This is a genomic window from Candidatus Pseudothioglobus sp. Uisw_086 (assembly GCF_048085745.1).
In the GTDB taxonomy this organism is placed as follows: Bacteria; Pseudomonadota; Gammaproteobacteria; order PS1; family Pseudothioglobaceae; genus Pseudothioglobus.
The window spans coordinates 1,010,899-1,037,453 of sequence record NZ_CP159803.1 but is presented as its reverse complement, the minus strand read 5'-3'; the positions used below and the strand labels follow the sequence as shown (position 1 = coordinate 1,037,453).

The window sequence follows — 26,555 nt, the reverse complement described above, 5'->3', positions numbered from 1 at the left end:
TAAAAAAACATATTTTATCATTATAAGTAATTATAAACATACACAGATTTTGAATCTTTAACATAAATCAAATTTAACTTTAGTTATTATTTATTGGGTAAAATATCCTATGATTTCGAAAAAATTATTTTTTCTCTATCTTAAAAGATTTGTAAACTACTTGTTTTTTTGTACTTTGACCATATCTTAACTTTGACTTTTTTATTTTTAAGGAAATTACGTGAGTAAAAAACAAAACGGAGCCACAATGGCTTGGAATGATGATAATAATCAAACTCCTCCAGAGCTTGATGAGGTTATTAAGGATTTTAAAAATAAATTTAACTCTACATTTGGTGGTAAATCATCAGGTACCTCTGGCGCGAGTAAGGCTGCAAAAGGTAGTTTTAAATACATATTCATTCTAGCTTTTATTCTATGGATGGCAACTGGTATTTATATTATTGATCCAGCTGAAAGAGGCGTTGTTTTAAGATTTGGTGCTTTTCAAACATCAACAACTCAGGGCCCTCACTGGCATATTCCTTACCCAGTAGAGTCGGTTTATAAAGTTAATGTTGAACAAGTTCGTTCTGCAGAAATTGGTTTTAGAAACGCTCAAAATTCATATAGTGGCGGAGTAAGTTCAGAGTCATTAATGCTTACTCGTGATGAGAACATGGTTGATGTTAAGCTTGCAGTTCAATATAAAATTGCAAACGCTCAAGATTACTTATTTAATGTTTCGAATCCAGAGCTGACTTTAAGCCATGTCGTTCAAAGTATTATTAGACAAGTTGTTGGTGATAATACAATGGACTTCGTTTTAACTACTGGTCGTGATCAAGTTGCGCAAGAGGTTAAGACAGCCTCTCAGGCACTCATTAATGATTATGGACTTGGTATACAGATTACAGCTGTAACTATGCAGGATGCTCAGCCACCAGTTCAACTTAAAGCTGCCTTTGATGATGTTGTAAAGGCGAGGGAAGATGAGCAAAGATATATTAATGAAGCTCGGGCTTATGCAAATGATATTGTTCCTAAGGCTCGTGGTGCAAGTCAGAGGCTTCTTGCAGAAGCTGAAGCCTATAAATCAGAAGTGGTTTCTAAGTCAGAGGGTGAGGCTTATCGTTTTTCTCAGATTTTAACTGAGTATACAAAGGCTCCTGGTGTTACTAAGGAGAGGCTTTATAGAGAGACTTTAGAGGATGTTCTAAGTAATACGAACAAAGTTATTGTAGATTCAAACTCTAATTCTCTTATGTATCTGCCAATTGATCAGTTAATTAACTCCAACAGGGTTACAAGATCTGGTTCAAATACAAGTACTTATAATCAAACTCCATCGGGTCAAAGTGATGAAAGTGTATTACGCTCAAGGGAGAACAGATAATGAATAGAATTATTATAGTAGTAGCTGTATTGGTAGCAATCTTAATAAGCTCAAGCTTGTATACTGTTAATGAAACGCAAGTAGCAATTAAACTAAGGCTGGGAGAAATTGTTTCAGTTGAAAATAAACCAGGTCTAAAGTTTAAAACTCCTTTTGTGAATAACGTGGTTACATTTGATCAGCGCATTCAGACATTAGATGCTCAAGCAGAATCATTTCTGACTGTTGAAAAGAAAAATTTAACGGTTGACTCTTATGTTAAGTGGCGAATTGTTGATACAGAAAAGTTTTATATATCAACGGGTGGTGCGATGTCATCGGCAAACTTAAGGCTTGCTCAAAATAATCAGGATGCTCTTAGAAGTGAATTTTCTAAGCGAACTATTATTGAAGTTGTCTCCTCTCAGCGTGATGCAATTATGGCAAGTGTGAAAAGCAAGCTTAAGGCAATTGCTGAAGATGAGTTTGGTATTGAGGTTATAGACGTTCGTATTAAGCGAATTGAGCTTGCTCAGGAAGTTAGAAATTCAGTCTATAGTCGAATGGAGACAGAAAGAAAAAGTATTGCCAATAAATTCCGCTCAGAAGGTGCTGAAGAAGCTGAAAAAATCCAGGCTTTTGCAGATAAAGAAAGAACAATTATCCTGGCAAATGCCTATAGAGACTCTGAAAAGATTCGAGGAAATGGAGATGCAATCTCAGCAAGTAACTATGCTGAAGCTTACAGTCAAGATGTTGATTTTTATTCTTTTTATCGCTCTTTGGAGTCATACAAAAAGTCTTTTAATCAGCAAGGTGATATCTTAATACTTAATCCTGATTCAGAGTTCTTCCGCTACTTTAACCCTTCAAACTAAACAAGGGTTGTGAGTAATTGGCAATTACCTGAGGGCATAGATGAGCTCACTGGTGATCAGGCAATCACTTTTGAACAAAGTAGAAGAGATTTATTAGATCTATATCAAAGTTGGGGGTACGAAGTTGTTGTGCCCCCAATGATAGAGTTTGCAGAGACGTTAGTATTAAACTCCAAGTCAATTGATGAAAAGACGTTCAAGTTTCTTGATTCAATTTCTGGAAAAATGCTTGGTGTTCACTCTGATATAACTCCTCAAATAGCAAGGATAGACTCTAAACGTGTTAAATCTAAGCGTATAGATCGTTATTGCTATATAAATGCAATATTGCAAACTAAGGCTGATGACTTTTACGCCTCTAGGTCTCCAATTCAAGCTGGCGCTGAGCTTTATGGGTTTAAAGGAATAGATGCTGACATAGAAATTATTACCCTAATGATTGAGTCATTGACGCTTTTGGGACTTGATGGGGTAACTCTTAGTTTGGGTAATACTTCAATATTCAATGCTCTTTGTGATTCTGCAAATCTTGATGTTAAAGAAGCATCAAAATTAAGGGATATTTTTAGGCGAAAGTCAATTCCAGATTTAAATAACTTTCTTAAAAATAATCAAATTCAAGATGGCGATAAGTTTAAAGCATTAATTTCTTTGGATGGATCTGAAGCTGTTCTAGATAAAGCTGCCTTAGTATTTAAAGGCATTCCATCGGCTTTAAGTGCGATTGATGACCTTAGAAAGCTCTATGATTTTTTTAAAGACTGTAATATTAACTTAATGTTTGACCTTGGTGAAGTTAAGGCTTATGAATATCATGATGGAGTTGTATTTGCAGCATACCATGATAGTTTCTCTAAGGCTTTAGCACAGGGAGGAAGATACAGCGGCTTAACAAAATCTTTTGGCTCTTCAAGAGATGCAACAGGATTTTCTTTTGATCTTAAGTTCTTAGTTCAGCAGCAATTAAAAACAGTAAAAAAACAAAAAACATTGGTTGCGCCAAACTCTAATGATTCAAAATTAGCACTCCTAATTAATGAGCTTCGATCAAAGGGACATAATATTAAAGTAGATTTGACAGGATCAGATGATGTTGATTTTGTAAATAAAAATAATCAATGGAAGCTAAAGGAATAATATGGGTAAGAATGTAGTAATCATCGGGACTCAATGGGGTGATGAGGGTAAAGGAAAAATAGTTGATCTTATTACAGATAAAGTAAGTTCTGTTGTCCGTTTCCAAGGAGGCCATAATGCTGGCCATACTTTAGTCATAGATGGTAAGAAGACTGTTTTGCATCTAATCCCTTCTGGAATTCTTAGAAGCAGTGTTAATTGTTTTATAGGCCATGGGGTTGTTCTTTCAATGACTGCGCTTTTAAAAGAAATGAATGAGCTCGAAGAGTCAGGGATTGAAGTTAAATCTCGACTAATGATAAGCCCAGGATGCCCATTAATTCTTCCCTACCATATTGAGCTTGACAATGCGCGTGAGGCGCACAGAGGAAAAGCAGCAATTGGAACGACTGGAAATGGAATTGGACCGGCTTATGAAGATAAGGTCGCCAGAAGAGGGCTAAGAGTTGGTGATCTTTTGGACGAAGAGCTTTTTGCAGAAAAGCTTAAAGAAGTGGTTGATTATCACAACTTTAGTTTGCAAAATTACTATAAGCAGCCAGCAGTAGATTATAAAAAAACTTTAAAGCAAGCATTAAGTCAAGCCAAGATCGTTAAATCAATGATAATCGACGTTGCTGACGAACTACATAAACAAATGGCAAATGATGAAAATATCCTATTTGAGGGTGCTCAAGGAGCACTTCTAGATATTGATCAAGGAACCTATCCATTTGTAACCTCTTCCAACACTACTTCTGGAGGCGCGGTAACTGGGTCTGGTGTTGGCGTTCGTGATATTGATTATGTTTTAGGCATTGTAAAAGCCTATACCACTCGAGTTGGAGGTGGTCCATTCCCAACCGAGCTTGATTATGATGTGAATACTGATGAGGGCGACCCAATTGGAAGAGAGCTTTGTTCTAGAGGACATGAATTTGGCGCCACTACAGGTCGTCAAAGGCGATGTGGCTGGCTTGATTTAGTTATCTTAAATCGATCCTTTAAACTAAATGCTGTAAGCGGAATATGTCTGACAAAGCTAGACGTTATGGATGAATTAGATTTAATAAAAATATGTATTGCTTATGAGATTGATGGACAAACAACCACTATCCCTCCATTTTCAGCTGAAGGCTATAGTGCGGCAACCCCGGTATATATTGAGATGCCAGGATGGAAGTGCTCTACAATTGGAACTCATTCGTTTGATGACTTGCCTAAAGAGGCGAAAAACTATATACGAAAAATAGAGGAACTAAGTCAGCTTCCAGTTCATATCTTGTCAACAGGTCCTGATAGAGACGAAACTCTAATTCTAAAGAATCCTTTTGATTAGTTCTAAACGTTTCTAAGCTTACTTTATACTAAGCACATTATGTCAGACCCTCACTATGATCGTGAAGCGGAAAAATATGAGAGCCCGATTCCATCTCGCGAGCATATTTTAAGTTTTATTCAGCAAAAACCCAAAACCAAGAGTCAGCTTTTTGAGCTTCTTTCATTAGAAGACGAGCAAAAAAAGGCTTTTGAAAGGCGTTTAAGGGCAATGGTTCGAGACAAACAACTCAGCTGTAATAAGAATGGAGTGTATCGACCATACTCTAATAGAGGCCTGATCACTGGAACAGTTATTGCAAATCCTAAGGGTTTTGGCTTCGTTGCTTTAGATAAAGGTGGAAAAGATCTTAGACTTTCGAATCAACAAATGAAGTTAGTTTTTCATGGTGATAAGATTAAAGTTAGGCTTCTTAATCGGAGACTAGATGCTGAAGTTGTTGAAGTCATCGAAACAGCTAAAAATCTTGTTGGAAGGCTTCATCTTGATGATGGTGATTACTATGTTGTTGTTGATGATAGACGAATTAAACATAACATTGATATTGTAGAGCTGATGGAGGGCTGCTCTGATAATCAAGTAGTCGTAGTTGAAATACTCTCTTCTCCAACACTAGATAGTAATGCAACTGGAAAAATTACCTCAATCCTTGGAAATTACTTAGACGAAGGCGTAGAAGTAGATTCTGCGATCTATCGCCATCAAATACCCTCTGTCTTTGGACAAATAGCGCTTGAAGAGGCATCTAAACTACCAACTAAAGTTCTCCCAAAAGATAAGAAAGACAGGGCGGATATAACAAAGTTAGAGCTCATAACAATTGATGGAGACGACTCCAGAGATTTTGATGATGCCGTTTATGCCAAACCATCCAAAAACGGTTGGAAACTTATTGTTGCGATTGCTGATGTCTCTCACTACGTTAAGGAGGAGTCTGATTTAGATATTGAGTCTTTAGAGCGAGGGAATTCAGTTTATTTCCCGCATAGGGTTGTACCAATGCTTCCTGAAGCTATATCAAATGGCCTTTGCTCGCTTAATCCTAAAGTTGAAAGGCTTTGTATGGTGTGTGAGATGGAAATTGATTCATTGGGAGAGTTCTTAGACTATAAATTTTATCCAGCTGTTATGCTATCTCATGCTCGCCTTACATATGGACAGGTCAATGAAATGCTTGAGGATAAAAAGAGTCCTTTAAGAAAAGAGTATAGCAATGTAGTTGAAAATGTAGACTACCTATATAGCCTTTACAAAACGCTTCGAATTTCTAGGCAAAAAAGAGGCGTAATGGACTTTGATCGAATTGAAAGTCAAATATTGTTTGATGGCAAAGGAAAGATTAAAGACATTGTCGCTAGAAAAAGAAATGATGCACATAAGTTAATTGAAGAATGTATGTTGATGGCAAATCAGGCGACTGCAAAATTCCTACAGAAAAAAAATGAAGACTTCTTATTTAGAGTTCATCCTAAGCCTACAGCTGAAAAAGTTGAGGTCACTAAAAAGTTTTTATCTGCGGTTGGTTTGACTTTAGAAGGTGGTCATCAACCAGAATCCAAAGATTTTGCCAAGGTATTAAAAAATGCGCACGGAAGGGATGATGAGAACATTATCAAAACCGTGGTGCTTCGAACAATGAAGCAGGCAACCTATACTCCAAATAACGAGGGCCACTTTGGTTTAGCTTTTGAGGATTACACTCACTTTACCTCTCCAATTCGAAGGTATCCAGACCTTCTGGTTCATCGCGCTATAAAGCGCGCTTTATCAGGCAAAGTTAGAGATCCATCAGCTAGAATGTTAGATCTAGGGGCTCACCTATCAATGACCGAAAGGAGGGCTGATGATGCATCAAGAGATGTTGAACAATGGCTCAAATGTGAATATATGAGTGACAAGGTGGGCGATAACTTTAATGGCGTTATTTCTGGTGTTGCAGGTTTTGGACTTTTTGTAGAGCTTTCTGACATATTTGTTGAAGGCTTAATTTCAGTTCGTGACTTAAGGGATGACTACTTTATTTTTGATGATGTTCATCACCAATTAAAGGGTGAAAGGAATGGAAAAATTTATCGCTTAGGCGACATGATTAAAGTGAAGATTGCTTCAGTAAACCTTGATGATAGAAAAATTGACTTTATTCCAGTCAATTAAACCTTAGTTATTCAGTTATTGCGCCTCTTGAGGCCGACTGAGCAAGTTTCGCATACTTCGCTAATACACCTTTAGTGTATTTTGGAGCTGGCTTTACCCACTTTGAAAGTCTGTCTTCAATGACTGAGTCATCAACAAGAAGTTCGAGGCGATTATTTTCAGCATCAATCAATATTTCATCGCCATCTTCAATAATTGCAAGAGTTCCTCCAACAAAAGCCTCAGGAGTTATATGACCCACTACAAAACCATGAGTTCCGCCTGAAAACCTTCCATCAGTTATTAGAGCAACCTTTCCGCCCAATCCTTTGCCCATAACAGCTGAGGTAGGCGCTAACATCTCACGCATTCCCGGGCCACCTTTTGGGCCTTCATAACGAATTACAATGACGTCACCTTCCACAATCTTATCTTTTAAAACTGCCTGAAGAGCGTCTTCTTCACAAGCAAAAGTTTTGGCATTTCCTTGAAACTTTAGGCCTTCTTTACCAGTAATTTTAGCAACCGCACCATCAAGAGCAAGGTTGCCTCTTAAAATTCTTAAGTGGGAATCTTTTTTGATTGGATTCTCTAATGACATAATGATTTCTTGACCATCAGCATAGGGCTTAACATCTTTCAAGTTTTCAGCTAAGGTCTTGCCAGTTACTGTTATGCATTTACCATGAAGCATTCCTGCATCTAATAGCATCTTCATTAAAGGTAGAGTGCCACCTATCTGCACAAGCTCACTCATCATATATTTGCCTGAAGGCTTAAGATCAGCAAGAACAGGCACATTAGCACCAATTCGAGTGAAATCATCAATCGTTAGATCAACATTAATGGCATCAGCCATTGCAATTAAATGAAGTACTGCGTTGGTTGAACCACCAAGGGTGATGATTAAAGTAATTGCATTTTCAAATGCCTCTTTAGTCATAATATCACTTGGTTTAATATCTTTATCCAATAGATTTAATACAGCTTCACCAGCTCTTGATGAGTCACTATTCTTATCAGCTGATATTGCATCTTGAGATGAAGAGTTAGGAAGGCTCATTCCTAGGGCTTCAATTGCTGATGCCATTGTGTTTGCGGTATACATTCCACCGCAAGAACCAGGTCCTGGAATTGCAGTTGATTCAATTTGCTCAAGCTCAATATCAGTAATATCATTATTTGCTCTCTTACCGACAGCTTCAAAAACACTAACAACATCGGTATGATTTTTACCAGGCTGTATAGTCCCTCCATAAACAAAGACCGAAGGTCGATTGAGTCTGGCAAGACCCATAAGACATCCAGGCATATTTTTATCACAACCACCAATGGCAACAACTCCATCAAATCCTTGGCAAGCAACTACAGTTTCAATCGAATCAGCAATAACCTCTCTAGAAACTAGGGAATACTTCATCCCTTCTGAGCCCATTGAAATACCATCCGAAATTGTGATTGTATTAAATATTACAGCTTTTCCACCCGCAGAATTGACGCCAATTTCAGCTTCGTCAGCTAAATCATTGATATGCATATTGCAGGGAGTAACCATAGACCAGGTTGATGCAATTCCTACTTGAGGTTTTTTGAAATCTTCTTTTTTAAAGCCTACCGGATATAGCATCGCTCTTGATGCAGCACGTTCATAACCATCGACTACAGCTGAGGAGTATTTTCTTGAGTTTGACATCTATTTTAAATTAGCAAAAAATACAAATTTTAGACTAAAATAGTGCGGTTCTATAGGCAATTTAAGGTTAGAAGTTGAGTAAAGCTAAACAAATTATTGAATTAATGCAACCTTTCGTTGATGAGGGTAGATTGTTAGAAAGAAGTTATGAAAGCATTAATAATGAAATAGAAAACTTTATATCTATTGAAAGTGATGGTGAAATTATTGCTTGTGCAGCCTTAAAGCTTTATGAAAAAGAAAATATGGGTGAAATTTATGGATTAGTAGTTAATAAAGATTTTCACAATACTGATGCCTCATCTAATTTAATGGACTTACTAATTAAAAAAGCCTTGAGTCATAATTTATCTTCTATTTTTGCGCTTTCAAAGTTTGGAGGTAGGTTCTTTTTTAGACATGACTTTATTGAGAGTGAGATCAGTTCTCTCCCTTTGATTCGACAAAAGAGTTATGATTATCAAAGAAATTCAATTATCTACCTAAGAAATTTTTAAGCTTTGACTACTTACTTTTTTTTGAGCAACAAATAATTAATGACACTTAAAGATAGAATTCGTGGATATCTTCCAGTTGTAATAGACGTTGAAACTGCCGGCTTTAACGAAAATACAGATGCCTTATTGGAAATCTGTGCAATAATCTTAGGCTTTGATGATAACGGTAACTTCTTTCCCAAAAAGACACTACATTTTCATGTAGAGCCATTCAAGGGGGCTAATATTGAGCCTTCAGCTTTGAAGTTTAATGGAATTGATATCGATAATCCATTTAGACTCGCAGTGCCTGAAAAGGAAGCGCTTAGTGAAATTTTTAAGTGCGTTAGTGATGATTTAGTTATAGAGGAGTGCACCCGGGCAATACTAGTAGGCCACAATGCATTTTTTGATCTTGGATTTGTGAAGGCTGCTACAAATCGCTCTAAGCTTAAAAGCCCATTTCATCAATTTTCAACTCTTGATACTGTTAGTTTGTCTGCCCTTTGCTGTGGTGAAACTGTTCTTGCAAAAGCAGCTGTGAAGTCTGGAATCGAATGGGATAACGAGCAAGCACATTCAGCGCTTTATGATACTAAAAAGACCTCAGAGTTATTTTGTAAAATTTTCAATTCTCAGCCCTTGCTTTAAGCTTTGATTTCTCTCAAGTATTTATAATCCATTGCCCATTTAATAAACTCACCCGTATTAATTTTGTTACCTCTAAATCTTTCTCTTAAAAGGTGATTTTCTACTCTTTGAAAAAATATTAAACTTAAATAGTTCTCCTTAAGTCCTCCAACTTCATTTAATTCTGTTTTATATAAGTTAGGCTCTAAAGAGCCAGCAAGAGTTGGATTAATTCCAAGAAGAATTAATAGACATTCATTAAAGTTTAAATGATTTTTTTCAGTTAAAAAACTGTGCCATTCAGATCTAGTTTTAAACTGCTTATCAGAAACATTTGTTGCTTTAAAGTCTAAAATATTGTCTGAAAGAATCTCCTTGACTGACTTTTTATCATTTGCATCAACTTTATATAGGTTTTTATTGTTATCAAATAGCAGTAAATCATAAAGTCTCTTTATTTCAACTTTAATGTTTTCTGCAGTTCTTTCATGAAAAATTTTATAGGTAATTTCACTCATATTGTCTAGGGATAGTTATTCAAAAGTTTTTTCTTGCTCTAAGGTCCAATCTCTAATTTTTTTGGTTATCTCAGATGTAGATAAGTTTAAATCTGAAATGGGCTCTCCAATAACGACAGTAATTACACCAGGCTTCTTAATAAAAGCTCCTTTAGGCCATAGATTTCCAGCATTATGGTAGACAGGAACTATTTTATATCCAGATTTTTTTGCAATAGCAGAGCCGCCATTTTGATACTCTCCTATATGTTTATAAGGTTGGCGAGTTCCCTCCGGAAAGATAACAATAGAGATTCCTTTATTTAATCTATCAGCACCTTGTTTGATAACTTTTTTAATTGCTTTAAGTTTATCACCTCGATTAATAATAATTGGCTTAAAAAGAGCAAGACTCCAGCCAAATATTGGAAGCCATAAAAGCTCCTTCTTTAAGACCCATGTGTGAGCTGGAAAGATGGTCTGAAAAGCCAAGGTTTCCCATGTTGATTGGTGGTTAGAGATAATTATGCAAGGTGATTTATTTATATTCTCTTGACCAATAATATTCGTTTTGATATTTAGAGTTATTTTTAGCCACCAGATGCAAAAAATAGCCCACTGTGAGAGAAATTTATGTCGAGTAGAGTAGTTTGCTAAAACCAAAAATAATCCACATAAAGTGATCAAAATTAAACTAATAATTGAGCCAACAAAGTACAATAAAGATCTTAAAAACAGCATAGTTATGGAATAGGTTAACGTTATAATTTGATTGTTATTCTAACTAAAATTTTACTAACATTACTGAGGATAAATTCAGCTATTTTACTAATGCGCCCAATATTACTTAAAACACATAAGATTTATAAGGCTTGGGGAGCTTCATGAATATTCTAATTGGCTTATTGTCACTTGTAGTTGGTGCATTTATTTCTTTCTATGTGTTTAACAAAAAATTACTCAAATCAAGAGAAGAAAATATTCAACTAAAAACAATTCTTGAAGAAAAAGAAAAAAGTTTTTCTGAGAAATCTGAGTTTGTTGATGAGCTTAAAAGTCAAGTTAATAAAGACTTTAAAGTATTAGCATCTGATATATTAAAAAATGATCGAAATAAACTTAAGGTTGATAATTCAGATCTACTGACACCATTACAAACTCAATTAAAGGGTTTTAGAGACAGAATTGAAACCATTACCAAAGAGCAAATTGAAGAAAGAACTTCATTAAAAGAACAGATTAAATCACTTCATGAGGCCAATCGTGAAACCCAACAATCAGCTCAAAATCTTACAAATGCTTTAACTTATGATAATAAGCTTCAGGGGGATTGGGGAGAGGAAATTTTAAGCTCACTTTTATCAAGTTATGGTTTCCAAGAGGGGGTAGAGTTTGATATACAAAAACAATATAAAAGTGAAACTGGCGAGAAATTTAAGCCTGATGTAATTCTTCATTTGCCAGAAGGAAAAGATGTTGTTATTGATTCAAAAGTATCGCTCAAAGATTATGTTGATTATGTTGCTGATCAATCAAATGAAGAAGCTTTAAAAAAACATATTATTTCTATAGACAACCAAATTAAAAATATAAGTATAAAAGAGTATGAAAGCCTTGAGGGTGTTAGGAGTCTTGATTTTATTTTTGTTTTTATCCCAATTGAAGGTGCTCTTTTATTAGCCCTGCAACATAAACATAGTTTATTTGATGATGCTTTAAAGAAAAATATTATGCTAGTTTCACCTTCAATGCTTAGTATGAGCTTAAAGACGGTGAACTTTATGTGGCAAACGGATAAACAAAATAAAAATGCGGATGAAATTGCCAGTCAAGCAGGAAAAATGTATGACAAGCTTGCTGGTTTTTTTAATGATTTAGATAAGATTGAAAATCAGCTAGATAAGACTAAAGAGGGTTTTTCTGATGCAAGAAAAAAACTTCAAACTGGCCCAGGTAATCTAATTGGTCGTGCTAAGAAATTAAAAGCACTTGGAGTTAAGTCAAATAAAGCAATTGGTAAATGAAACTCTCTGGTAATTATCAAGTTCAAGAGGGTGAGCTAAATGGTAAAGTTGTTTTAGTAACTGGTGCTAATCGAGGATTTGGTTTCGCTATAACAATGGATCTTGCAAAGGCAGGAGCAACTGTTATTATGCTTGGAAGAGATCTGGGCTCACTTGAGTATGCCTATGATGCTGTAGTTGATGCTGGGTTCAAAGAGCCAATACTTTATCCACTTGACCTTGAGGGTGCTTCACCTGAGAATTATCAAGAACTGCAAGATAATATTCTTGATAAATTTAAAAAGTTGGATGGACTCATACATAATGCTGCAATTCTCGGAACACAAATGCCAATAGATCAATATGATATCAAGCTATGGTACTCAACATTACAGATAAACTTAAATGCTCCATTTATGTTGACGCAATTCCTTATACCTGCGTTAATGAAGTCTAATGATGCAAGAATTCTTTTTCTATCATCTTCGGTTGGAAGAGAAGCAAGGGCTTACTGGGGTGCTTATAGCGTTAGTAAATTTGGAATAGAAGGTTTTGCAAAAACTCTTTCTGAAGAACTGGAAAAGACACAAATTACTGTAAATACAATCAACCCTGGAAAAATAAGAACTGAAATGAGAAGGGCAGCATATCCTGCTGAAGATGTTTCTTCAGTTCCAAGGCCTGAAGAGAAGAGTTCTGTAATTGTTTACCTTTTATCGAATAAGTGTTCTAAGATCAATGGCGAGAAATTAACTATTGAAAATTGAATTGAGACTTACTGAGTGCCTCCCTCTTCGTCTAACTGGTGAATTACCTTTAGGTCTTTATTATTTGGATATACTTCGCTAACGATATAATTTGGCCGCTTTTTAACTTCCTCATAAATAAGGCCAATATATTTTCCGATAATGCCTAAAAATATAAATAAAAAACCGAACATTAACAAAACGACGCTCATGATGGAGCCATAGCCTGCAAAAGGAAGGTCGTAAAAAAAATATTTTATAAAGGTTGTGGTTAATAAAATAAAGGCAAAGAAAGACAAAATTATCCCTGCCCAAGTAATTACTTTTAGTGGAATATAGCTATAAGCAAAAATACCTCTTAAGGCTAAAGATAAAACACGAAGGGTATTAGCCTTGGACTCTCCTTTAAATCTTTCAGAGCGCGCAAAAGGAATGCCGACAGATTTAAAGCCAGACCAAGCAAACAATCCTCTGATAAAACGATTACGCTCATGCATTTTATTAATTGCTGTGTAAACTTTTTTATCTATTAAGCGGAAATCACTAACATTTTTGGGTATTACACCGCCTGTCATCAAGTTAACTATGTAATAAAATAGTTGAGAGTTAATTTTTCTGATGAAGCTACTTCCAGTTCTTTTGGATACTATTTGGTATATATTTTCATAACCTGCTTGCCATTTTTTTATAAATTGATTGATAAGCTCTGGTGGGTCTTGTAAGTCACTTGCCATAATTACTGCAGCATCACCAGTTGCATAGCTTAAGCCAGCGGTAACTCCTCCATCGCACCCAAAATTACGTGATAGTTTTATTATTTTAAATCTCTTATCTTGGATAGATATTTGTTGACTGATTTCAAAACTTTGATCAGTAGAGCCATTTTCTACCAATAGTACTTCAAAATCATAACTTAAGTTGTTATCAAATACTTTTGTAAGTTGTTTACTAAGCTCAATTAAATTATCTGCTTCGTTATAGATGGGGGTGATTATGGAGATTAGTTGTTTATTTTGCATTAACTTTTTTATTTTAGGATGATGCTTATTTTAAATTTATCATGATTTTTGAGCAGTAGCAAATCTTCCAGTTGCAGAAAGACTAAAGGCTCACTTTCTTTAATAAAAGTACTAATATTGGGATATAAACTAGCTCTAAATCTATAAACACTTGGTAATTATAAAGGATAGACTAATTAATGCAATAGTACTTGCTTTTAATAATAGTTTTTGTATAGACAGCTCTTAAGATCTTAAAAATCAAATCGCTGCTAGGTTTTGGTATTGGTATTATTTATTATCTCTGCAATTCATCACTTAGATGAGGATGAATTTTCTTTAAAAGTGCTTTATATACTTCTGCATTACCTGCAACTATATTTCCAGTTTCCATGTACTGGTCTCTTCCAGAGAAATCCCCAATAAAACCACCTGCCTCTTTAACCATAAGCGCACCTGCAGCTATATCCCATGAGTTAAGACCAATTTCCCAAAACCCATCTAGTCTTCCAGCTGCAAGATAAGCTAAATCTAGAGCAGCAGCTCCAGCCCTACGAATTCCAGAAACATGAGGGTGAATTGCTTTAAAAGTCTCAAGATAACAGTCTAAGTGTTGAGGCTGCTTAAAAGGGAAGCCAGTTCCAATAAGAGTATCTTTAAGCCCAAGAGACATAGTAACGCGCATTCTCTCATCATTTAGATAAGCACCTTCACCTTTAGATGAAGTAAAGAGCTCTTCTTTAAATGGATCATAAATGACCGCATGCGTTGTAATTCCTTTTTCTAGAAGTGCAATTGACACCGCATATTGTGGAAAGCCATGTAAAAAGTTAGTCGTTCCATCTAATGGATCTATTATCCAAAGAAAATTATCATCACCAAGAGTTTCCCCACTCTCTTCTGCCAAAATAGAATGTTTTGGAAAGGCTTTTTTAATCTCGTTTATAATGGCTTTTTCAGCCGTTTTATCAACCTCAGAAACGAAGTCATTAAGTGACTTATTTTCTATAGTTAGTAAATCGACCTGGTTATGGTACCTTAAAATAACATCACCAGCTGCTCTGGCAGCTCTAACTGCAATATTAACGGTAGGATGCATGGTAAATGAGCCAAATAAATAAAGAATCGAATTATACCTTGACGAGTTTTAATAAAGTGAGGATTGTTATGGTGAATACCACTGAGCCAGGTAATATTGGCGCGGCGGCTAGAGCTATGAAAAATATGCTTTTAACTCAGTTATATCTAGTAACACCCTCTAATTATCCCTCCGCTGTTGCAACTGCAAGAGCAAGTGGGGCAGATGATGTTCTCTCAAATGCAAAAGTATGCAATACTTTAGAGGAGGCTTTGGTTGGAGTTCATCTTGTTATTGGTGCTAGTGCACGCCAAAGAAATATTAAATGGAGGCAGTTAGATGTTATTGAAACTTGTAGTGAAATTCAATCAAAAGTTGCTTCAAATGAGCATGAAGTTGCAGTTGTTTTTGGCACTGAAAATTCTGGCCTTACAAATGAAGAGCTAGATTTATGCTCTATCCTAATGACAATTCCTGGTAACCCCAACTACTTTTCATTAAATGTTGCATCTGCGATTCAAGTTTTTGCTTATCAGAACTACGTCAGCACTGTAGAAGGTAAGTTTGATAACTCAGGCAGTGAAATTGCCAGCTTTGATGAATTAAATAGCTTTTATAGTCATCTGGAGCAGGTGCTGGAGTACATCGATTACTTTGATACAAAAAAACCTAAAACTCTTTTGATGAGGCGCCTACGAAGGCTTTTTAGTAGAAGTAGCCTGGAGAAAGAAGAGATGGCAATATTAAGAGGCATTCTTAATAAAATTAATCCTTATAAGTCTTAATTTATAGCAAAAAAAAGCCCGAAAAAATCGGGCTTTTTTTGACTTAGATTATTCTTTCATCCTAACATTAGTTTGTTCATTCGTTTTACAAACTCAGCAGGCTCTTTAATTTGTCCACCTTCACTAAGAACAGCTTGATCAAATAATACTTTCACTAGATCTTCATCAACTTTTGTTTTAAGTTTAATGACAAGTGGATGATCAGGATTTATCTCAAGAATAGGCTTGGTATCAGGAATATCCTGACCTAAAGATTTCATGATTCGCTCCATATTTCCACCTAGCTCATTTTCATCAGCAACTAGACATGAAGGAGACTCACTTAGTCGACTTGAAACCTTAACCTCTTTGACTTGATTGCTGAGGATTTCTTGAGCTTTAGTGATGACACTTTCAAAATCTTTCACTGTTTTTTCTTTCTTTTTCTTGTCTTCTTTTGAATCAAGATCTTCAAGGTCACCTTTTGCAATTGATTTGAGCGAGAACTCTTCAAAATCACCAAAGTTAGCGACTAACCATTCATCAACTCTATCTGACAGTAATAGAACCTCAATATCTTTTTGCTTAAAAATTTCTAGATGAGGAGAGCCTTTGGCTGCAGCATATGTATCTGCAGTGACATAATAAATATTTTTTTGTCCCTCTTTCATTCGGCCTATATAGTCTTTAAGAGAAATTGTTTGATCTGAACTGTCAGCTGTTGTTGAGGTAAATCTTAAAAGATTTGAAATTTTATCTTTATTTGCAAAGTCTTCTACAACACCTTCTTTAATAACCATTCCAAACTCTTTCCAGAATGTGGCATAGTTTTCAGGTTTATTTTTAGACATTTTATCAAGCTCAGACAAAATTCTTTTTACCGATGCTTTTTTAATTGTATCAACTACTTTACTACCCTGAAGGATCTCTCTAGAAACGTTTAATGAAAGGTCTGCAGTATCTATTACACCTTTTATAAATCGAAGGTACTGAGGGAGTAGTTCTTCATTTCCTTCCATTATAAAAACTCTTTTAGCATAAAGCTTTACGCCACTTTTTCTTTTAGGTTCCCACATATCAAATGGAGCTTTTTTAGGGATATATAAGAGTGATGAATAATCAAGTTTTCCTTCAACTCTATTATGTATTTGAGTTAATGGCCCTTCAAAGTCATACGTTAAGGCTTTGTAAAATTCATCATAATCAGCTTGAGATAGTTCTTTCTTATCTTTCATCCAAAATGCAGTAGCTTCATTTATTTTTTCGTATTCAATCACATCTTTATCTTCTTCTGAAGGCTTGAGCATCATAATAGGAACAGTAATATGATCAGAGTATTTTGATATAACTCCTCGAATTCGAAAATCATCAATAAATTCTTTTTCAGCTTTTTTAACATCAAGAATAATTGTTGTGCCATAGTCCTCTAGCTCAACAGTTTCAATGGAATAATCTCCCTTGCCTTTTGAAATCCATTTTGTTCCATTTACCTTATTATCGCCAGCCTTTCTACTAAGAAGAGTAACTGTATTAGAAACAATAAAAGCGGAGTAGAATCCAACACCAAATTGACCAATCAAATTAGAATCTTGGGTTTGATTTTTATCAAGACCCTCTAAGTATTTTTTGGTTCCAGAGTTAGCGATTGTTCCAATATTTTCCATGACCTCGTCATGAGTCATTCCTATTCCATTATCTTTAATAGTAATAGTCCCTGCATCTTTATCAATATCAATATGAATACTTGGCTCTTCTTTTGCCTCAATAAGTTTGTCATTTGATAAAGATTCGAATTTCAGCTTATCTATTGCATCTGATGCATTTGAGACAAGCTCTCTTAGAAAAATCTCTTTATTGGAGTAAAGAGAGTGAATCATTAGGTCAAGTAGCTGAGATACTTCAGTTTGAAATTCATGTGTTTGTTTTTGACTCATTGAAAATCCTTAATCGTTTAACGTAAAATGTAAAGATATGGCCAATCAGGAAAAAAACAAGTATCAAGATGAAATATTAATTAAACAAATTGAAGAATTTGTAGCTTATTTAAGCGTTGAAAAAAATTATGCACTAAATACTGTTTCAGCTTATAAGAGAGATCTATTGAAGTTTTTATCTTTTTTAGGTAATAAAAATATCTCTGGTTGGGCAGAAGTAAATGGCGATACAGTTAATTTATTTGTGATGGGCTTAAGGCATGGTGATATTTCAAATAAATCCATTAGGCGGTACTTATCTTCAATACGAGTTTTTTATAATTACCTTATTGATAACGAAGCAGCCTCTTCAAATCCAGCCTCATCTATTCAAACTCCTAAAATCGATCGAGCCCTTCCAAAAACTATTGATTTTGATGATTTGAGTAGAATGATGAATCTAAAGGTGGGCCATTTCAAAGAGCTTAGAGCAGTCCTGATGATTGAATTACTATATTCATGCGGCCTGAGAGTTTCTGAACTTGTTGGGATTGATATGCTTGATTTTGATATCAATGAAGGTTTTGTTAAAGTTATGGGTAAAGGAAGTAAGGCTCGTTTCTCTCCAATAGGAGCGTCAGCAATAAGTGTGCTTAAAAAGTACATAGAGAAAAGACCTGATTGTAATTCTGATGCTTTATTTTTAAATCAGAAGCATCTTAGAATGAGCGCTAGATCTGTTCAAAATATTATTAAAAAAAGGGCTCTTGAAGTGGGCATTTCAATTAATGTACACCCGCATATGCTTAGGCATGCAGCGGCGACTCACTTCCTTCAGTCTAGTCATGATCTACGAGCGGTTCAAGAATTTCTAGGACATAAGAGCATTAAAAGTACTCAGGTTTATACGCACCTAGATTTTTTAGAATTATCAAAGGTTTATGATGAGTTTCATCCTAGAGCAAAAAAATGAAAATAACTACAAAAACCCAATTAGCTCTTAATCATCTTCGCACTGGAGTTATAGCTCATCCAACAGATACTATATACGGATTAGCTTGTATGGCAAATAACTCAGAAGCAATTAAAACATTAGCTAGTTTGAAGCATAGAGATATTAAAAAAGGCTTTATATTATTAGCCTCTGATATAAATTACTTATTGCCCTATATTGATTCAAACCTAGATATTGATTTATTAACAAAACTTTCTACTCCGACAGAAATTGCAACAACTTATTTGGTACCAAAATCAAAAAATACTTCACGCCTTATAACAGGAGAGCATGAGTTTTTAGCAGTTCGAATTACCTCTAATCCTTTAATTTCATATTTTTGTGAAAATACGGGCTCTGCATTAATTTCCACAAGTGCTAATACTCAAGGAGGAAAGGTTGCTACTTCTTTAATAGAGCTTAAAAAGTATTTTGGTAATGAGCTTTCTTACGCTTTACCCCCAAATAAGTATAATTCTGAGCCTTCAAGGATCGTTAATTTATTAACAGGCGTGCGTCATCGATGATAGATCTAGTAAAAAAGTATTTGATTGAGCTCCAGCAATCTATTTGCTCTGAAGTTGAGCTGATTGAAGGTGGAGCTAAATTTGCTCAAGATAGCTGGACACGGGATGATAAAAGAGGTTCAGGCCTAACTAATATTCTTTCAAATGGCAATATATTTGAAAAAGGTGGCATTAATTATTCAATAATTACTGGTGATAAAATGCCAAAATCTGCCACTGCACTAAGGCCTGAGCTTGAAGGAAGGAAATATACAGCTCTGGGGGTTTCACTGGTTCTTCATCCCGAAAATCCTTTTATTCCAACGGCGCATGCTAACGTTCGATTCTTTATTGCAGAAGAGCAAGGAAAGAATCCAATTTGGTGGTTTGGTGGTGGCTTTGATTTAACCCCTTATTATGGATTCGATGAAGATGCGGTTCATTGGCATCAAACTGCTAAGAAAGCTTGCATGCCTTTTGGAGAAGATGTTTATCCAAAATATAAAAAATGGTGTGATGATTATTTTTACTTAGGTCATCGAGATGAGCAACGTGGTATTGGTGGGTTATTTTTTGATGATTTTAATAGCGGAAGTTTTGATGAATGTTTTGACTTCATGAAAAGTGTTGGCAATCATTTTAGTGAGGCTTATTTACCCATCGTCAGAAAGAGAATGAGTACCCCATATACTGATAATGAGAAAGACTTCCAATTGTATCGACGTGGTCGATACGTAGAATTTAACTTGATACATGATAGAGGGACATTATTTGGCTTGCAGAGCGGCGGCAGGACTGAGTCAATTTTAATGTCACTGCCACCATCAGTTAAGTGGTCTTACCAATTTAAAACCAAACCTAATAGCGAAGAAGAAAAGTTAACCATTTATTTTTTAAAACCTAGGGATTGGGTTTCATTAAAGTAAACTTAAGTTGAATATATTTCTGGAGTAATTTTAATTAATTTAGGATATAATCAAAACTTGAAATACCCTTGCTATGTTCTCAATGAGCTCGCAACACCGTTTGCAACGGCGCAGACTTCCTGACAATGCCTGTCAATCTTGTTATTTATTAATATTTTTAGGAGTACATCTATGTCTGCAAAAAAAGTAATGAAAATGATCGAAGATGAAAACATAAAGTTTATAGATTTTCGTTTCACCGATACAATAGGAAAAGAGCAGCACGTTAGTGTTCCAGCTCATACAATTAATGTTGAAAAACTAGAGGATGGTCAGATGTTTGATGGCTCCTCTATTGCTGGTTGGAAAACTATTAATGATTCTGATATGATTCTTTCCCCAGATACTGAAACAGCGGTGCTTGACCCTTTTACTGAGGAAGTGACTTTAAACATTCGCTGTAATATTATTGAGCCAAGTGATTTAAAAGGCTATGTTAAAGATCCAAGATCTATTGCATATCGCGCCGAAGAATTCATGAAAGCTTCTGGTGTTGGTGATACAGCATATTTTGGAAATGAACCTGAATTTTTTGTTTTTGATAGCGTTAAGTGGGACACCGGTCACGGCATGGGTAAGGCGTTTTATGAAATTAACTCAGAAGAGGCAGCTTGGAATTCTGGAGTCGACATGGAAGGTGGAAACAAAGGCCATCGTCCAGGTATTAAAGGTGGCTACTTCCCGGTTCCTCCAGTTGATTCATTGCATGATCTTCGTTCTCAAATGTGTCTAGCAATTGAGGAAATGGGCGTTACTACCGAGGTTCATCATCATGAGGTTGGAACTGCCGGACAGTGTGAAATTGGCGCGTTATTTAACACGTTAGTTAAAAAGGCTGATGAGACTCAAATCTTTAAATACTGTGTTCATAATGTTGCTCACCTATATGGCAAAACAGCTACATTTATGCCTAAACCAATTGCGGTTGATAATGGTAATGGAATGCACGTCCATATGTCTATTGCAAAGGATGGAGTTAACTTATTTGATGGAGACCAATATGGCAACTTAAGCGAAATGGCGCTCTTTTATATTGGTGGTATTATCAAGCATGCAAAAGCATTGAATGCTTTTACTAATCCTTCTACAAACTCATATAAGAGATTAGTTCCTGGATTTGAAGCACCAGAAATGCTAGCTTACTCTGCTAAGAATCGTTCAGCAGCAATTAGAATACCTTTCGTTAAAAATCCTAAGGGACGTCGTATTGAAGTGCGTTTTCCAGATTCGACTGCTAACCCTTATCTTGCTTTCTCAGCACTACTAATGGCAGGCCTTGATGGTATAAAAAATAAAATCCATCCTGGTAAGCCAGCAGATCAAGATCTTTATGAAGATAGTGATGGCTCTATTCCTAAAGTTGCTGGAATGCTTCACATCGCCCTGGAAGCACTTGATGATGACCGTGAATTCCTTAAGCAAGGTGGAGTCTTTACAGACGAGGTTATTGACTCATTTATTGAACTTAAGATGAAAGAAGTTACAGCAATGAGAGCTTCACCTCAGCCGCTAGAGTTTGATTTATACTATAGCTGCTAAGATATTTATGAGTTAATAAAAAGCCGCGCACAATGCGCGGCTTTTTATTGTTCTTTTTAGAGCTATTTGTTGCGGTAAAATTAATTAACTTAAATACAGAAAATCAGATGATTGAAGTAAAAAATGATTGGGAATTAGATGAAATAAAGGCTTTATTTGAACTTCCTTTTAATGATCTCCTTTTTAAAGCGCACAGCATTCATAGAGAAACTTTTGACCCAAATAAAGTCCAAGTAAGTTCTTTATTAAATATTAAAACTGGCGCATGCCCAGAAGATTGCTCTTATTGTTCTCAAAGTTCAAAATATGATACTGGCCTTGAACGTGAAAAATTAATGGAGATTGATCAGGTATTGCATCAGGCAAAAAAAGCGAAAGATAAAGGCGCGTCTAGGTTTTGTATGGGAGCTGCCTGGAGAAACCCTACTGATAAAAGCCTTGATAAAGTCATTCCAATGATCAAGGGCGTTAAGGCGATGGGAATGGAGACATGCGTTACTCTAGGGATGATTACGCCAAGCCAAGCCTCTACTCTTAAAGAAGCTGGGTTAGATTACTATAACCATAATATTGATACTTCAAAAGAGCATTACCCTAATGTTGTATCGACGCGTAATTTTCAAGATAGACTAGATACCTTAGAGGCAGTCAAAAACGCAAATATTAATGTTTGTAGTGGCGGAATCCTAGGAATGGGTGAGACGGAAACAGACCGAGCATCAATGCTTCAATCCTTATCTAATCTCGAAAAGCACCCTGATAGCGTTCCAATTAATTTACTTGTTCCTATTCCAGGAACACCTTTTGAAAACGTTAAACCGCCAAGCGAAAGTGAATTTGTAAGAACTATTGCAGTCGCAAGAATTTTAATGCCTAACTCAGTAGTAAGGCTTTCAGCTGGTAGGCTGGAGATGGGTGAGGGGATGCAGGCGCTTTGCTTCTTTGCTGGAGCAAATTCTATTTTCTATGGTGAGCAGTTATTAACTACTGATAATCCAACTTCTGCAAATGATCAACTACTTTTTAGTCGCCTTGGAATCAACAAAGAAGATAATCAGCAATTATTTTCTCAGGATTCGGAACTGAAAGTAACTCTAACTTCTTAGTCATTTCGTGAATTTTTAGAGTGTTTAGCGCAAGTAACTCTTTATCAATAATTTCGCCACTAAAAGAATCCTCTTGAATAATTATCCCTGCCCCATTTTTAGATAAGTGTTCAGCATTAACTGTTTGATGGTTATCTATTGCGTAAGGAAATGGAACAAGTATTGCAATTGTTTTTGAAGCAATAAGTTCTGATACTGTCATAGCTCCAGCTCTAGAGATAACTAGATCTGCCCATGCATAAGCTTTAGCCATATTATCAATGAAAGCATCAATCTTAACATCAGAGTGTACAGAGTCTGTGTATAAAGCTTTTACCTCAGTAAGATGCTTTTCTCCAGTTTGATGCCATATATTTAAGGGTGTTTTAATGGTGGGTATGGTTTGATTAATTTTTTTGGCGCCAAGAGAGCCTCCTAGAATAAGTATATTTTTAATTGTATCAGGAGTTGATTTCGAGCTTGGAGTAAAAAGAATAGGATTGCCAGTTGTTACAGCATTTATATCTTTATGAAAAGTATTATCAAAAGCCTGGAAACATTTTTGAGCAATTCTGCTTAACAATTTATTTGTTGTTCCAGGAATGGTATTTTGCTCATGAATTATTAATGAGGTGAAAAATATTTTGGAAACTATCCCGCCAACTCCTGAAGCGTAACCTCCCATTCCAATTACTTTGTGTGGTCTAAATCTGATGAAAATTAGAATTGTTTGAATAAGCCCAAAACTAAGTAAAAAAATAGCTTTGAATAGGGTTCTAAGATTTTTTCCTCTCAGGCCACTAGTATAAACTCCATTAAATCGATACCCATGATCAGGAACTAGGGTGCTCTCCATTCCTTCTATTCCTCCAAGCCACTCTACAACTGCTCCTTTTGATTCAAGTTCTTTTGCTATAGCAAGAGCTGGAAAGATATGACCACCTGTTCCTCCAGCCATAATGAGAATCTTTTTAGACATAGTTTTGTTGTTTTGAATACTTTGTTCTATTTTCCATATCAACACGTAAAATAATTGCCAAAGAAAGAATTGCAAAAATCATTGAAGTTCCTCCATAGCTTAATAGAGGTAATGTAAAGCCTTTAGGAGGGATAAGCCCGAGATTCATTGCAATATTTACAGTTATTTGCATAGAAAACCAGGTACAAATTCCAAATACTACGTAAGAGCTGTATTGCCTCCCTTTTTGAAGCGCAACTTTAGCAATAGTAAATCCTTTTAATAAAATAAATAGAAAGGATAGTAAAACAAATAACATCCCCACAAAACCTAACTCCTCGCCTATGACTGCAAAAATCATATCTGTATGTCTTTCTGGTAATGAATTGATAGAGCCTCTATTTTTAAATTTTTGAATCCCTGCACCTATCCCAACTCCAAATAAGTCACCTCTAGCAATTCCAATTAAAGCTGCTTTTGTTTGGTCAAGTTTAGAATTATCACTAGCCCAAAAATCACCTTTCCAAAAAGACACAAACCTTTCAAATCTATTGGGAATTATTGTAATAATAATTCCTATTAAGATAAATAGCCCTGAGGTTACAATAGTAAGTTGCTTTATATATGAACCAGCAGCATAAAGCATTGACATTGCTGTTAGTGAGATTATAAGAGTGGCTCCAATATCTGTTTCAAGTAATATTAAGAGACCTGTTACACCAATAATAGCAATTGTCTTCAAAAAACCCATCCATGGTTTTCTAATATCTTTCTCTTGGCGAATAAGAAAACCAGCCATGAACAAAACCATTGATAATTTCATTAATTCTGAGGGTTGAAATTTAAATAAAACAAAATTTATCCAACGAGTAGAGCCTTTGGCTTCATGACCAATTGGGCTTGGAAAAAAAACAACACATAGTAAAAAAAGAGTGAGTATAAATAATGGGATTGAATATTTTTGAAGAACTGAGATTGGCGTACTGAGCATAATTAAGCCTGCACTCAAACCCATAAATATAAATATTGTTTGTTTAATAAAGTAGATATAACTTGAATGAGCAGATAAAGATGCTGAAAAAACCATAACCCATCCAAAGATTATTAACATTAAGATTGTCGACAACAACACCTTGTCTGGCATTTGATTAGTTCTTATGGATGAATTTAATTTCATAGGCAAATATATTTTATACTTTTTGAAGAAAAGTTTTGTTAGTTATCCAAATGCATAATAGCTATGTTTTTTATGAGGCATTATGGGATAATATTTTTTTTTTGTAGATCTTTATAAAACAATGATATCAACTGCCAATATCACCATGCAATTTGGTGAAAAGCCCCTCTTTGAAAATATCTCTGTTAAGTTTCAGGGTGGTAATCGCTATGGTTTGATCGGTGCTAATGGTTGCGGTAAGTCTACGTTAATGAAAATATTGACTGGAGATTTAAAACCTACTCAAGGCTCAGTAATGGTTGGTGACGGGCAAAGACTAGGAGTGCTCTCTCAAGATCAATTTGCTTTTGAAGAGTTCCGTGTTGTTGATGCAGTAATTATGGGGCATAAAGAACTTTGGAGAATAAAAGCTGAAAGAGAAAGGATTTATGGCTTATCTGAAATGTCTGAGGAAGATGGAATCAAGGTTGCTGAGTTAGAAATGGAGTTTGCTGAAATGGATGGGTACTCAGCAGAATCATCAGCGAGTGAGCTTTTGCAAGGCCTTGATATCCCTTTAGATCAGCATTATGGTCTTATGAGTGAAATTGCACCAGGCTGGAAGCTCAGAGTTCTTTTAGCGCAGGCACTTTTTTCAGACCCTGAGGTTCTTTTATTAGACGAACCTACCAACAACCTTGATATTAATTCAATACGTTGGCTAGAAGGCGTTTTAAGTACAAGAAAATCTACAATGGTAATAATTTCCCATGATCGACACTTTTTAAACGGTGTTTGCACACACATGGCTGATCTGGATTATGGCGCTCTAAATGTATTCCCAGGAAACTATGATGACTTTATGATTGCAGCAACTGCGATTCAGGAAAGAATGCGATCAGAGAACGCCAAAAAAGAAGTAAAAATTAAAGACTTAAAGCATTTTGTATCTCGATTTTCAGCTAATGCCTCTAAAGCAAAGCAAGCAACCTCACGCCAAAAAGAACTAAATAAGATCGAGCTTGATGACATTAAGCCATCATCACGAGTCAGCCCTTATATTATTTTTAATCAGACTAAAGAGTTGTTTAGAAACATATTAGAGGTTCAAAGCCTTACCAAAAGCTTTGATGATGAGCCAGTTTTTAAGGATATTAATTTATTAATTGAAAAGGGACAGCGAGTTGCAGTTATCGGACAAAATGGATCTGGAAAAACAACCCTTTTAAAAACTTTATTAGGTGAAATCGGCTCAGATAGTGGAAAAACTAAATGGAGTGAGAATGCAAATATTGGTTATTATGCCCAAGATCATAACGATGAGTTTGATAAAGATATGAACGTTCTAGAGTGGATGACTCAGTTTAAAAATGAAAAAGATGATATTCAGATGATGCGCTCTGTGTTGGGCAAAATGCTGTTTGGAAAAGAAGATGTTGAAAAATCTGTTAAGTCTTTATCTGGTGGAGAGAAAGGCAGAATGATTTTTGGAAGATTAATGCTCCAAAAACCAAACATACTGTTAATGGATGAGCCAACAAACCACTTGGATATGGAATCGATTGAGGCTTTAAACTTAGCTCTTGATAACTATGAAGGGACACTAATATTTGTAAGTCATGATAGAGAGTTTGTCTCTTCTTTGTCTACCAAGATAATTGAGCTCAAGGAAGACGGTGTTGAATATTATTCAGGTAACTATGAAGACTACTTGCTAACTCAAGTGTGAATTTA

Annotated in this window: 24 protein-coding genes; 16 read left to right on the top strand and 8 right to left on the bottom strand. The window is 35.5% G+C overall.

From position 1 onward, the window contains the following. The first annotated feature begins 247 nt into the window (after positions 1 to 247). From hflK to rnr, 5 genes are read left to right on the top strand one after another with little or no spacing between them, the layout of a single operon-like run. Positions 248 to 1,375 (top strand): FtsH protease activity modulator HflK, encoded by a 1,128-nt coding sequence (gene hflK / locus ABXT49_RS05165; RefSeq protein WP_416653534.1) that lies wholly within the window; start codon positions 248 to 250, stop codon positions 1,373 to 1,375. Then, entirely contained in the window at positions 1,375 to 2,232 is an 858-nt protein-coding gene (hflC, locus tag ABXT49_RS05160; protein ID WP_416650914.1) for a protease modulator HflC, read from the top strand. Before hflK ends, hflC begins: the two co-directional genes overlap by 1 nt. 9 nt (positions 2,233 to 2,241) lie before the next feature. Beyond that, complete coding sequence (locus ABXT49_RS05155) at positions 2,242 to 3,369, top strand: ATP phosphoribosyltransferase regulatory subunit (RefSeq protein ID WP_416650912.1); 1,128 nt, start codon at positions 2,242 to 2,244, stop codon at positions 3,367 to 3,369. Position 3,370: 1 nt separating this feature from the next. After that, complete coding sequence (locus tag ABXT49_RS05150) at positions 3,371 to 4,687, top strand: adenylosuccinate synthase (RefSeq protein ID WP_416650910.1); 1,317 nt, start codon at positions 3,371 to 3,373, stop codon at positions 4,685 to 4,687. A gap of 39 nt (positions 4,688 to 4,726) precedes the next feature. Further along, positions 4,727 to 6,841 (top strand): ribonuclease R, encoded by a 2,115-nt coding sequence (gene rnr / locus ABXT49_RS05145; protein WP_416650908.1) that lies wholly within the window; start codon positions 4,727 to 4,729, stop codon positions 6,839 to 6,841. A 7-nt stretch (positions 6,842 to 6,848) separates the two neighbouring features. Here rnr and ilvD read toward each other — a convergent pair whose 3' ends face one another. Then, the gene (ilvD, locus tag ABXT49_RS05140) at positions 6,849 to 8,513 is read right to left on the bottom strand and encodes a dihydroxy-acid dehydratase (protein ID WP_416650906.1); all 1,665 of its coding nucleotides are present in this window, start codon (positions 8,511 to 8,513) and stop codon (positions 6,849 to 6,851) included. A 74-nt stretch (positions 8,514 to 8,587) separates the two neighbouring features. Here ilvD and ABXT49_RS05135 point away from each other — a divergent pair, with 74 nt between their 5' ends. Next, positions 8,588 to 9,010, top strand: a complete 423-nt coding sequence (locus ABXT49_RS05135; RefSeq protein WP_271558667.1) for a GNAT family N-acetyltransferase — start codon at positions 8,588 to 8,590, stop codon at positions 9,008 to 9,010. A gap of 39 nt (positions 9,011 to 9,049) precedes the next feature. Continuing rightward, on the top strand, positions 9,050 to 9,640 hold the full coding sequence (rnt, locus tag ABXT49_RS05130; protein ID WP_416650904.1) for a ribonuclease T: 591 nt from the start codon (positions 9,050 to 9,052) through the stop codon (positions 9,638 to 9,640). Here the strand turns inward: rnt and ABXT49_RS05125 are convergent. Further along, a complete protein-coding gene (locus ABXT49_RS05125) occupies positions 9,637 to 10,137 on the bottom strand; it encodes a hypothetical protein (RefSeq protein ID WP_416650902.1) in 501 nt (166 codons plus the stop codon). The two genes, rnt and ABXT49_RS05125, sit on opposite strands and share 4 nt — an antisense overlap. A gap of 15 nt (positions 10,138 to 10,152) precedes the next feature. Beyond that, entirely contained in the window at positions 10,153 to 10,857 is a 705-nt protein-coding gene (locus ABXT49_RS05120; protein WP_416650900.1) for a lysophospholipid acyltransferase family protein, read from the bottom strand. Positions 10,858 to 11,000: 143 nt separating this feature from the next. Here ABXT49_RS05120 and ABXT49_RS05115 point away from each other — a divergent pair, with 143 nt between their 5' ends. Continuing rightward, positions 11,001 to 12,140: a DNA recombination protein RmuC gene (locus ABXT49_RS05115; RefSeq protein ID WP_416650898.1), complete on the top strand. Its 1,140-nt coding sequence runs from the start codon at positions 11,001 to 11,003 to the stop codon at positions 12,138 to 12,140. Then, a complete protein-coding gene (locus tag ABXT49_RS05110; protein ID WP_416650896.1) occupies positions 12,137 to 12,886 on the top strand; it encodes a YciK family oxidoreductase in 750 nt (249 codons plus the stop codon). Before ABXT49_RS05115 ends, ABXT49_RS05110 begins: the two co-directional genes overlap by 4 nt. Before the next feature lie 8 nt (positions 12,887 to 12,894). Here the strand turns inward: ABXT49_RS05110 and ABXT49_RS05105 are convergent, their stop codons facing one another. Then, positions 12,895 to 13,884, bottom strand: coding sequence for a glycosyltransferase family 2 protein (locus ABXT49_RS05105; RefSeq protein WP_416650894.1), 990 nt, complete (start codon positions 13,882 to 13,884; stop codon positions 12,895 to 12,897). A 277-nt stretch (positions 13,885 to 14,161) separates the two neighbouring features. Then, positions 14,162 to 14,962: an inositol monophosphatase family protein gene (locus ABXT49_RS05100; protein ID WP_416650892.1), complete on the bottom strand. Its 801-nt coding sequence runs from the start codon at positions 14,960 to 14,962 to the stop codon at positions 14,162 to 14,164. A gap of 5 nt (positions 14,963 to 14,967) precedes the next feature. Here ABXT49_RS05100 and ABXT49_RS05095 point away from each other — a divergent pair, with 5 nt between their 5' ends. After that, a complete protein-coding gene (locus tag ABXT49_RS05095; RefSeq protein WP_416650890.1) occupies positions 14,968 to 15,726 on the top strand; it encodes an RNA methyltransferase in 759 nt (252 codons plus the stop codon). A 56-nt stretch (positions 15,727 to 15,782) separates the two neighbouring features. On the opposite strand, the gene htpG is transcribed toward ABXT49_RS05095, so the two are convergent. Further along, on the bottom strand, positions 15,783 to 17,639 hold the full coding sequence (htpG, locus tag ABXT49_RS05090; RefSeq protein WP_416650888.1) for a molecular chaperone HtpG: 1,857 nt from the start codon (positions 17,637 to 17,639) through the stop codon (positions 15,783 to 15,785). A 37-nt stretch (positions 17,640 to 17,676) separates the two neighbouring features. Between htpG and xerA the strand changes: the two genes are divergently transcribed. The 5 genes from xerA to bioB all read left to right on the top strand — a co-directional run bounded on the left by xerA (position 17,677) and on the right by bioB (position 22,728). After that, a complete protein-coding gene (gene xerA / locus ABXT49_RS05085; protein ID WP_416650886.1) occupies positions 17,677 to 18,591 on the top strand; it encodes a site-specific tyrosine recombinase/integron integrase in 915 nt (304 codons plus the stop codon). Next, positions 18,588 to 19,139, top strand: a complete 552-nt coding sequence (locus ABXT49_RS05080; RefSeq protein WP_416650884.1) for an L-threonylcarbamoyladenylate synthase — start codon at positions 18,588 to 18,590, stop codon at positions 19,137 to 19,139. The genes xerA and ABXT49_RS05080 overlap by 4 nt, the downstream gene beginning before the upstream one ends. Further along, on the top strand, positions 19,136 to 20,044 hold the full coding sequence (hemF, locus tag ABXT49_RS05075; RefSeq protein ID WP_416650882.1) for an oxygen-dependent coproporphyrinogen oxidase: 909 nt from the start codon (positions 19,136 to 19,138) through the stop codon (positions 20,042 to 20,044). Before ABXT49_RS05080 ends, hemF begins: the two co-directional genes overlap by 4 nt. Before the next feature lie 171 nt (positions 20,045 to 20,215). Next, a complete protein-coding gene (gene glnA / locus ABXT49_RS05070) occupies positions 20,216 to 21,622 on the top strand; it encodes a type I glutamate--ammonia ligase (RefSeq protein ID WP_271557016.1) in 1,407 nt (468 codons plus the stop codon). Positions 21,623 to 21,729: 107 nt separating this feature from the next. Beyond that, positions 21,730 to 22,728 carry a biotin synthase BioB gene (gene bioB / locus ABXT49_RS05065; RefSeq protein ID WP_416653532.1) on the top strand — a complete coding sequence of 333 codons (999 nt, stop codon included), beginning with the start codon at positions 21,730 to 21,732 and terminating at the stop codon, positions 22,726 to 22,728. Here bioB and murG read toward each other — a convergent pair. Together murG and ABXT49_RS05055 are read right to left on the bottom strand one after the other, a co-directional pair. Continuing rightward, a complete protein-coding gene (gene murG, locus ABXT49_RS05060) occupies positions 22,661 to 23,686 on the bottom strand; it encodes an undecaprenyldiphospho-muramoylpentapeptide beta-N-acetylglucosaminyltransferase (RefSeq protein WP_416650880.1) in 1,026 nt (341 codons plus the stop codon). The two genes, bioB and murG, sit on opposite strands and share 68 nt — an antisense overlap. Beyond that, positions 23,679 to 24,842, bottom strand: coding sequence for an FtsW/RodA/SpoVE family cell cycle protein (locus ABXT49_RS05055; protein WP_416650878.1), 1,164 nt, complete (start codon positions 24,840 to 24,842; stop codon positions 23,679 to 23,681). Before ABXT49_RS05055 ends, murG begins: the two co-directional genes overlap by 8 nt. A 121-nt stretch (positions 24,843 to 24,963) precedes the next feature. Between ABXT49_RS05055 and ABXT49_RS05050 the strand changes: the two genes are divergently transcribed. Beyond that, positions 24,964 to 26,550, top strand: a complete 1,587-nt coding sequence (locus ABXT49_RS05050; protein ID WP_416650876.1) for an ABC-F family ATPase — start codon at positions 24,964 to 24,966, stop codon at positions 26,548 to 26,550. Positions 26,551 to 26,555 lie beyond the last annotated feature (5 nt).

Excerpts from the sequence above, each read along its gene's own strand:
- hflK (WP_416653534.1), top strand. The coding sequence starts at position 248 with ATGGCTTGGAATGATGATAATAATCAAACTCCTCCAGAGCTTGATGAG.
- hflC (WP_416650914.1), top strand. The coding sequence starts at position 1,375 with ATGAATAGAATTATTATAGTAGTAGCTGTATTGGTAGCAATCTTAATA.
- ABXT49_RS05150 (WP_416650910.1), top strand. The coding sequence starts at position 3,371 with ATGGGTAAGAATGTAGTAATCATCGGGACTCAATGGGGTGATGAGGGT.
- rnr (WP_416650908.1), top strand. The coding sequence starts at position 4,727 with ATGTCAGACCCTCACTATGATCGTGAAGCGGAAAAATATGAGAGCCCG.
- ilvD (WP_416650906.1), bottom strand. The coding sequence starts at position 8,513 with ATGTCAAACTCAAGAAAATACTCCTCAGCTGTAGTCGATGGTTATGAA.
- rnt (WP_416650904.1), top strand. The coding sequence starts at position 9,050 with ATGACACTTAAAGATAGAATTCGTGGATATCTTCCAGTTGTAATAGAC.
- ABXT49_RS05125 (WP_416650902.1), bottom strand. The coding sequence starts at position 10,137 with ATGAGTGAAATTACCTATAAAATTTTTCATGAAAGAACTGCAGAAAAC.
- ABXT49_RS05120 (WP_416650900.1), bottom strand. The coding sequence starts at position 10,857 with ATGCTGTTTTTAAGATCTTTATTGTACTTTGTTGGCTCAATTATTAGT.
- ABXT49_RS05115 (WP_416650898.1), top strand. The coding sequence starts at position 11,001 with ATGAATATTCTAATTGGCTTATTGTCACTTGTAGTTGGTGCATTTATT.
- ABXT49_RS05110 (WP_416650896.1), top strand. The coding sequence starts at position 12,137 with ATGAAACTCTCTGGTAATTATCAAGTTCAAGAGGGTGAGCTAAATGGT.
- ABXT49_RS05105 (WP_416650894.1), bottom strand. The coding sequence starts at position 13,884 with ATGCAAAATAAACAACTAATCTCCATAATCACCCCCATCTATAACGAA.
- ABXT49_RS05100 (WP_416650892.1), bottom strand. The coding sequence starts at position 14,962 with ATGCATCCTACCGTTAATATTGCAGTTAGAGCTGCCAGAGCAGCTGGT.
- ABXT49_RS05095 (WP_416650890.1), top strand. The coding sequence starts at position 14,968 with ATGAGCCAAATAAATAAAGAATCGAATTATACCTTGACGAGTTTTAAT.
- htpG (WP_416650888.1), bottom strand. The coding sequence starts at position 17,639 with ATGAGTCAAAAACAAACACATGAATTTCAAACTGAAGTATCTCAGCTA.
- xerA (WP_416650886.1), top strand. The coding sequence starts at position 17,677 with ATGGCCAATCAGGAAAAAAACAAGTATCAAGATGAAATATTAATTAAA.
- ABXT49_RS05080 (WP_416650884.1), top strand. The coding sequence starts at position 18,588 with ATGAAAATAACTACAAAAACCCAATTAGCTCTTAATCATCTTCGCACT.
- hemF (WP_416650882.1), top strand. The coding sequence starts at position 19,136 with ATGATAGATCTAGTAAAAAAGTATTTGATTGAGCTCCAGCAATCTATT.
- glnA (WP_271557016.1), top strand. The coding sequence starts at position 20,216 with ATGTCTGCAAAAAAAGTAATGAAAATGATCGAAGATGAAAACATAAAG.
- bioB (WP_416653532.1), top strand. The coding sequence starts at position 21,730 with ATGATTGAAGTAAAAAATGATTGGGAATTAGATGAAATAAAGGCTTTA.
- murG (WP_416650880.1), bottom strand. The coding sequence starts at position 23,686 with ATGTCTAAAAAGATTCTCATTATGGCTGGAGGAACAGGTGGTCATATC.
- ABXT49_RS05055 (WP_416650878.1), bottom strand. The coding sequence starts at position 24,842 with ATGAAATTAAATTCATCCATAAGAACTAATCAAATGCCAGACAAGGTG.
- ABXT49_RS05050 (WP_416650876.1), top strand. The coding sequence starts at position 24,964 with ATGATATCAACTGCCAATATCACCATGCAATTTGGTGAAAAGCCCCTC.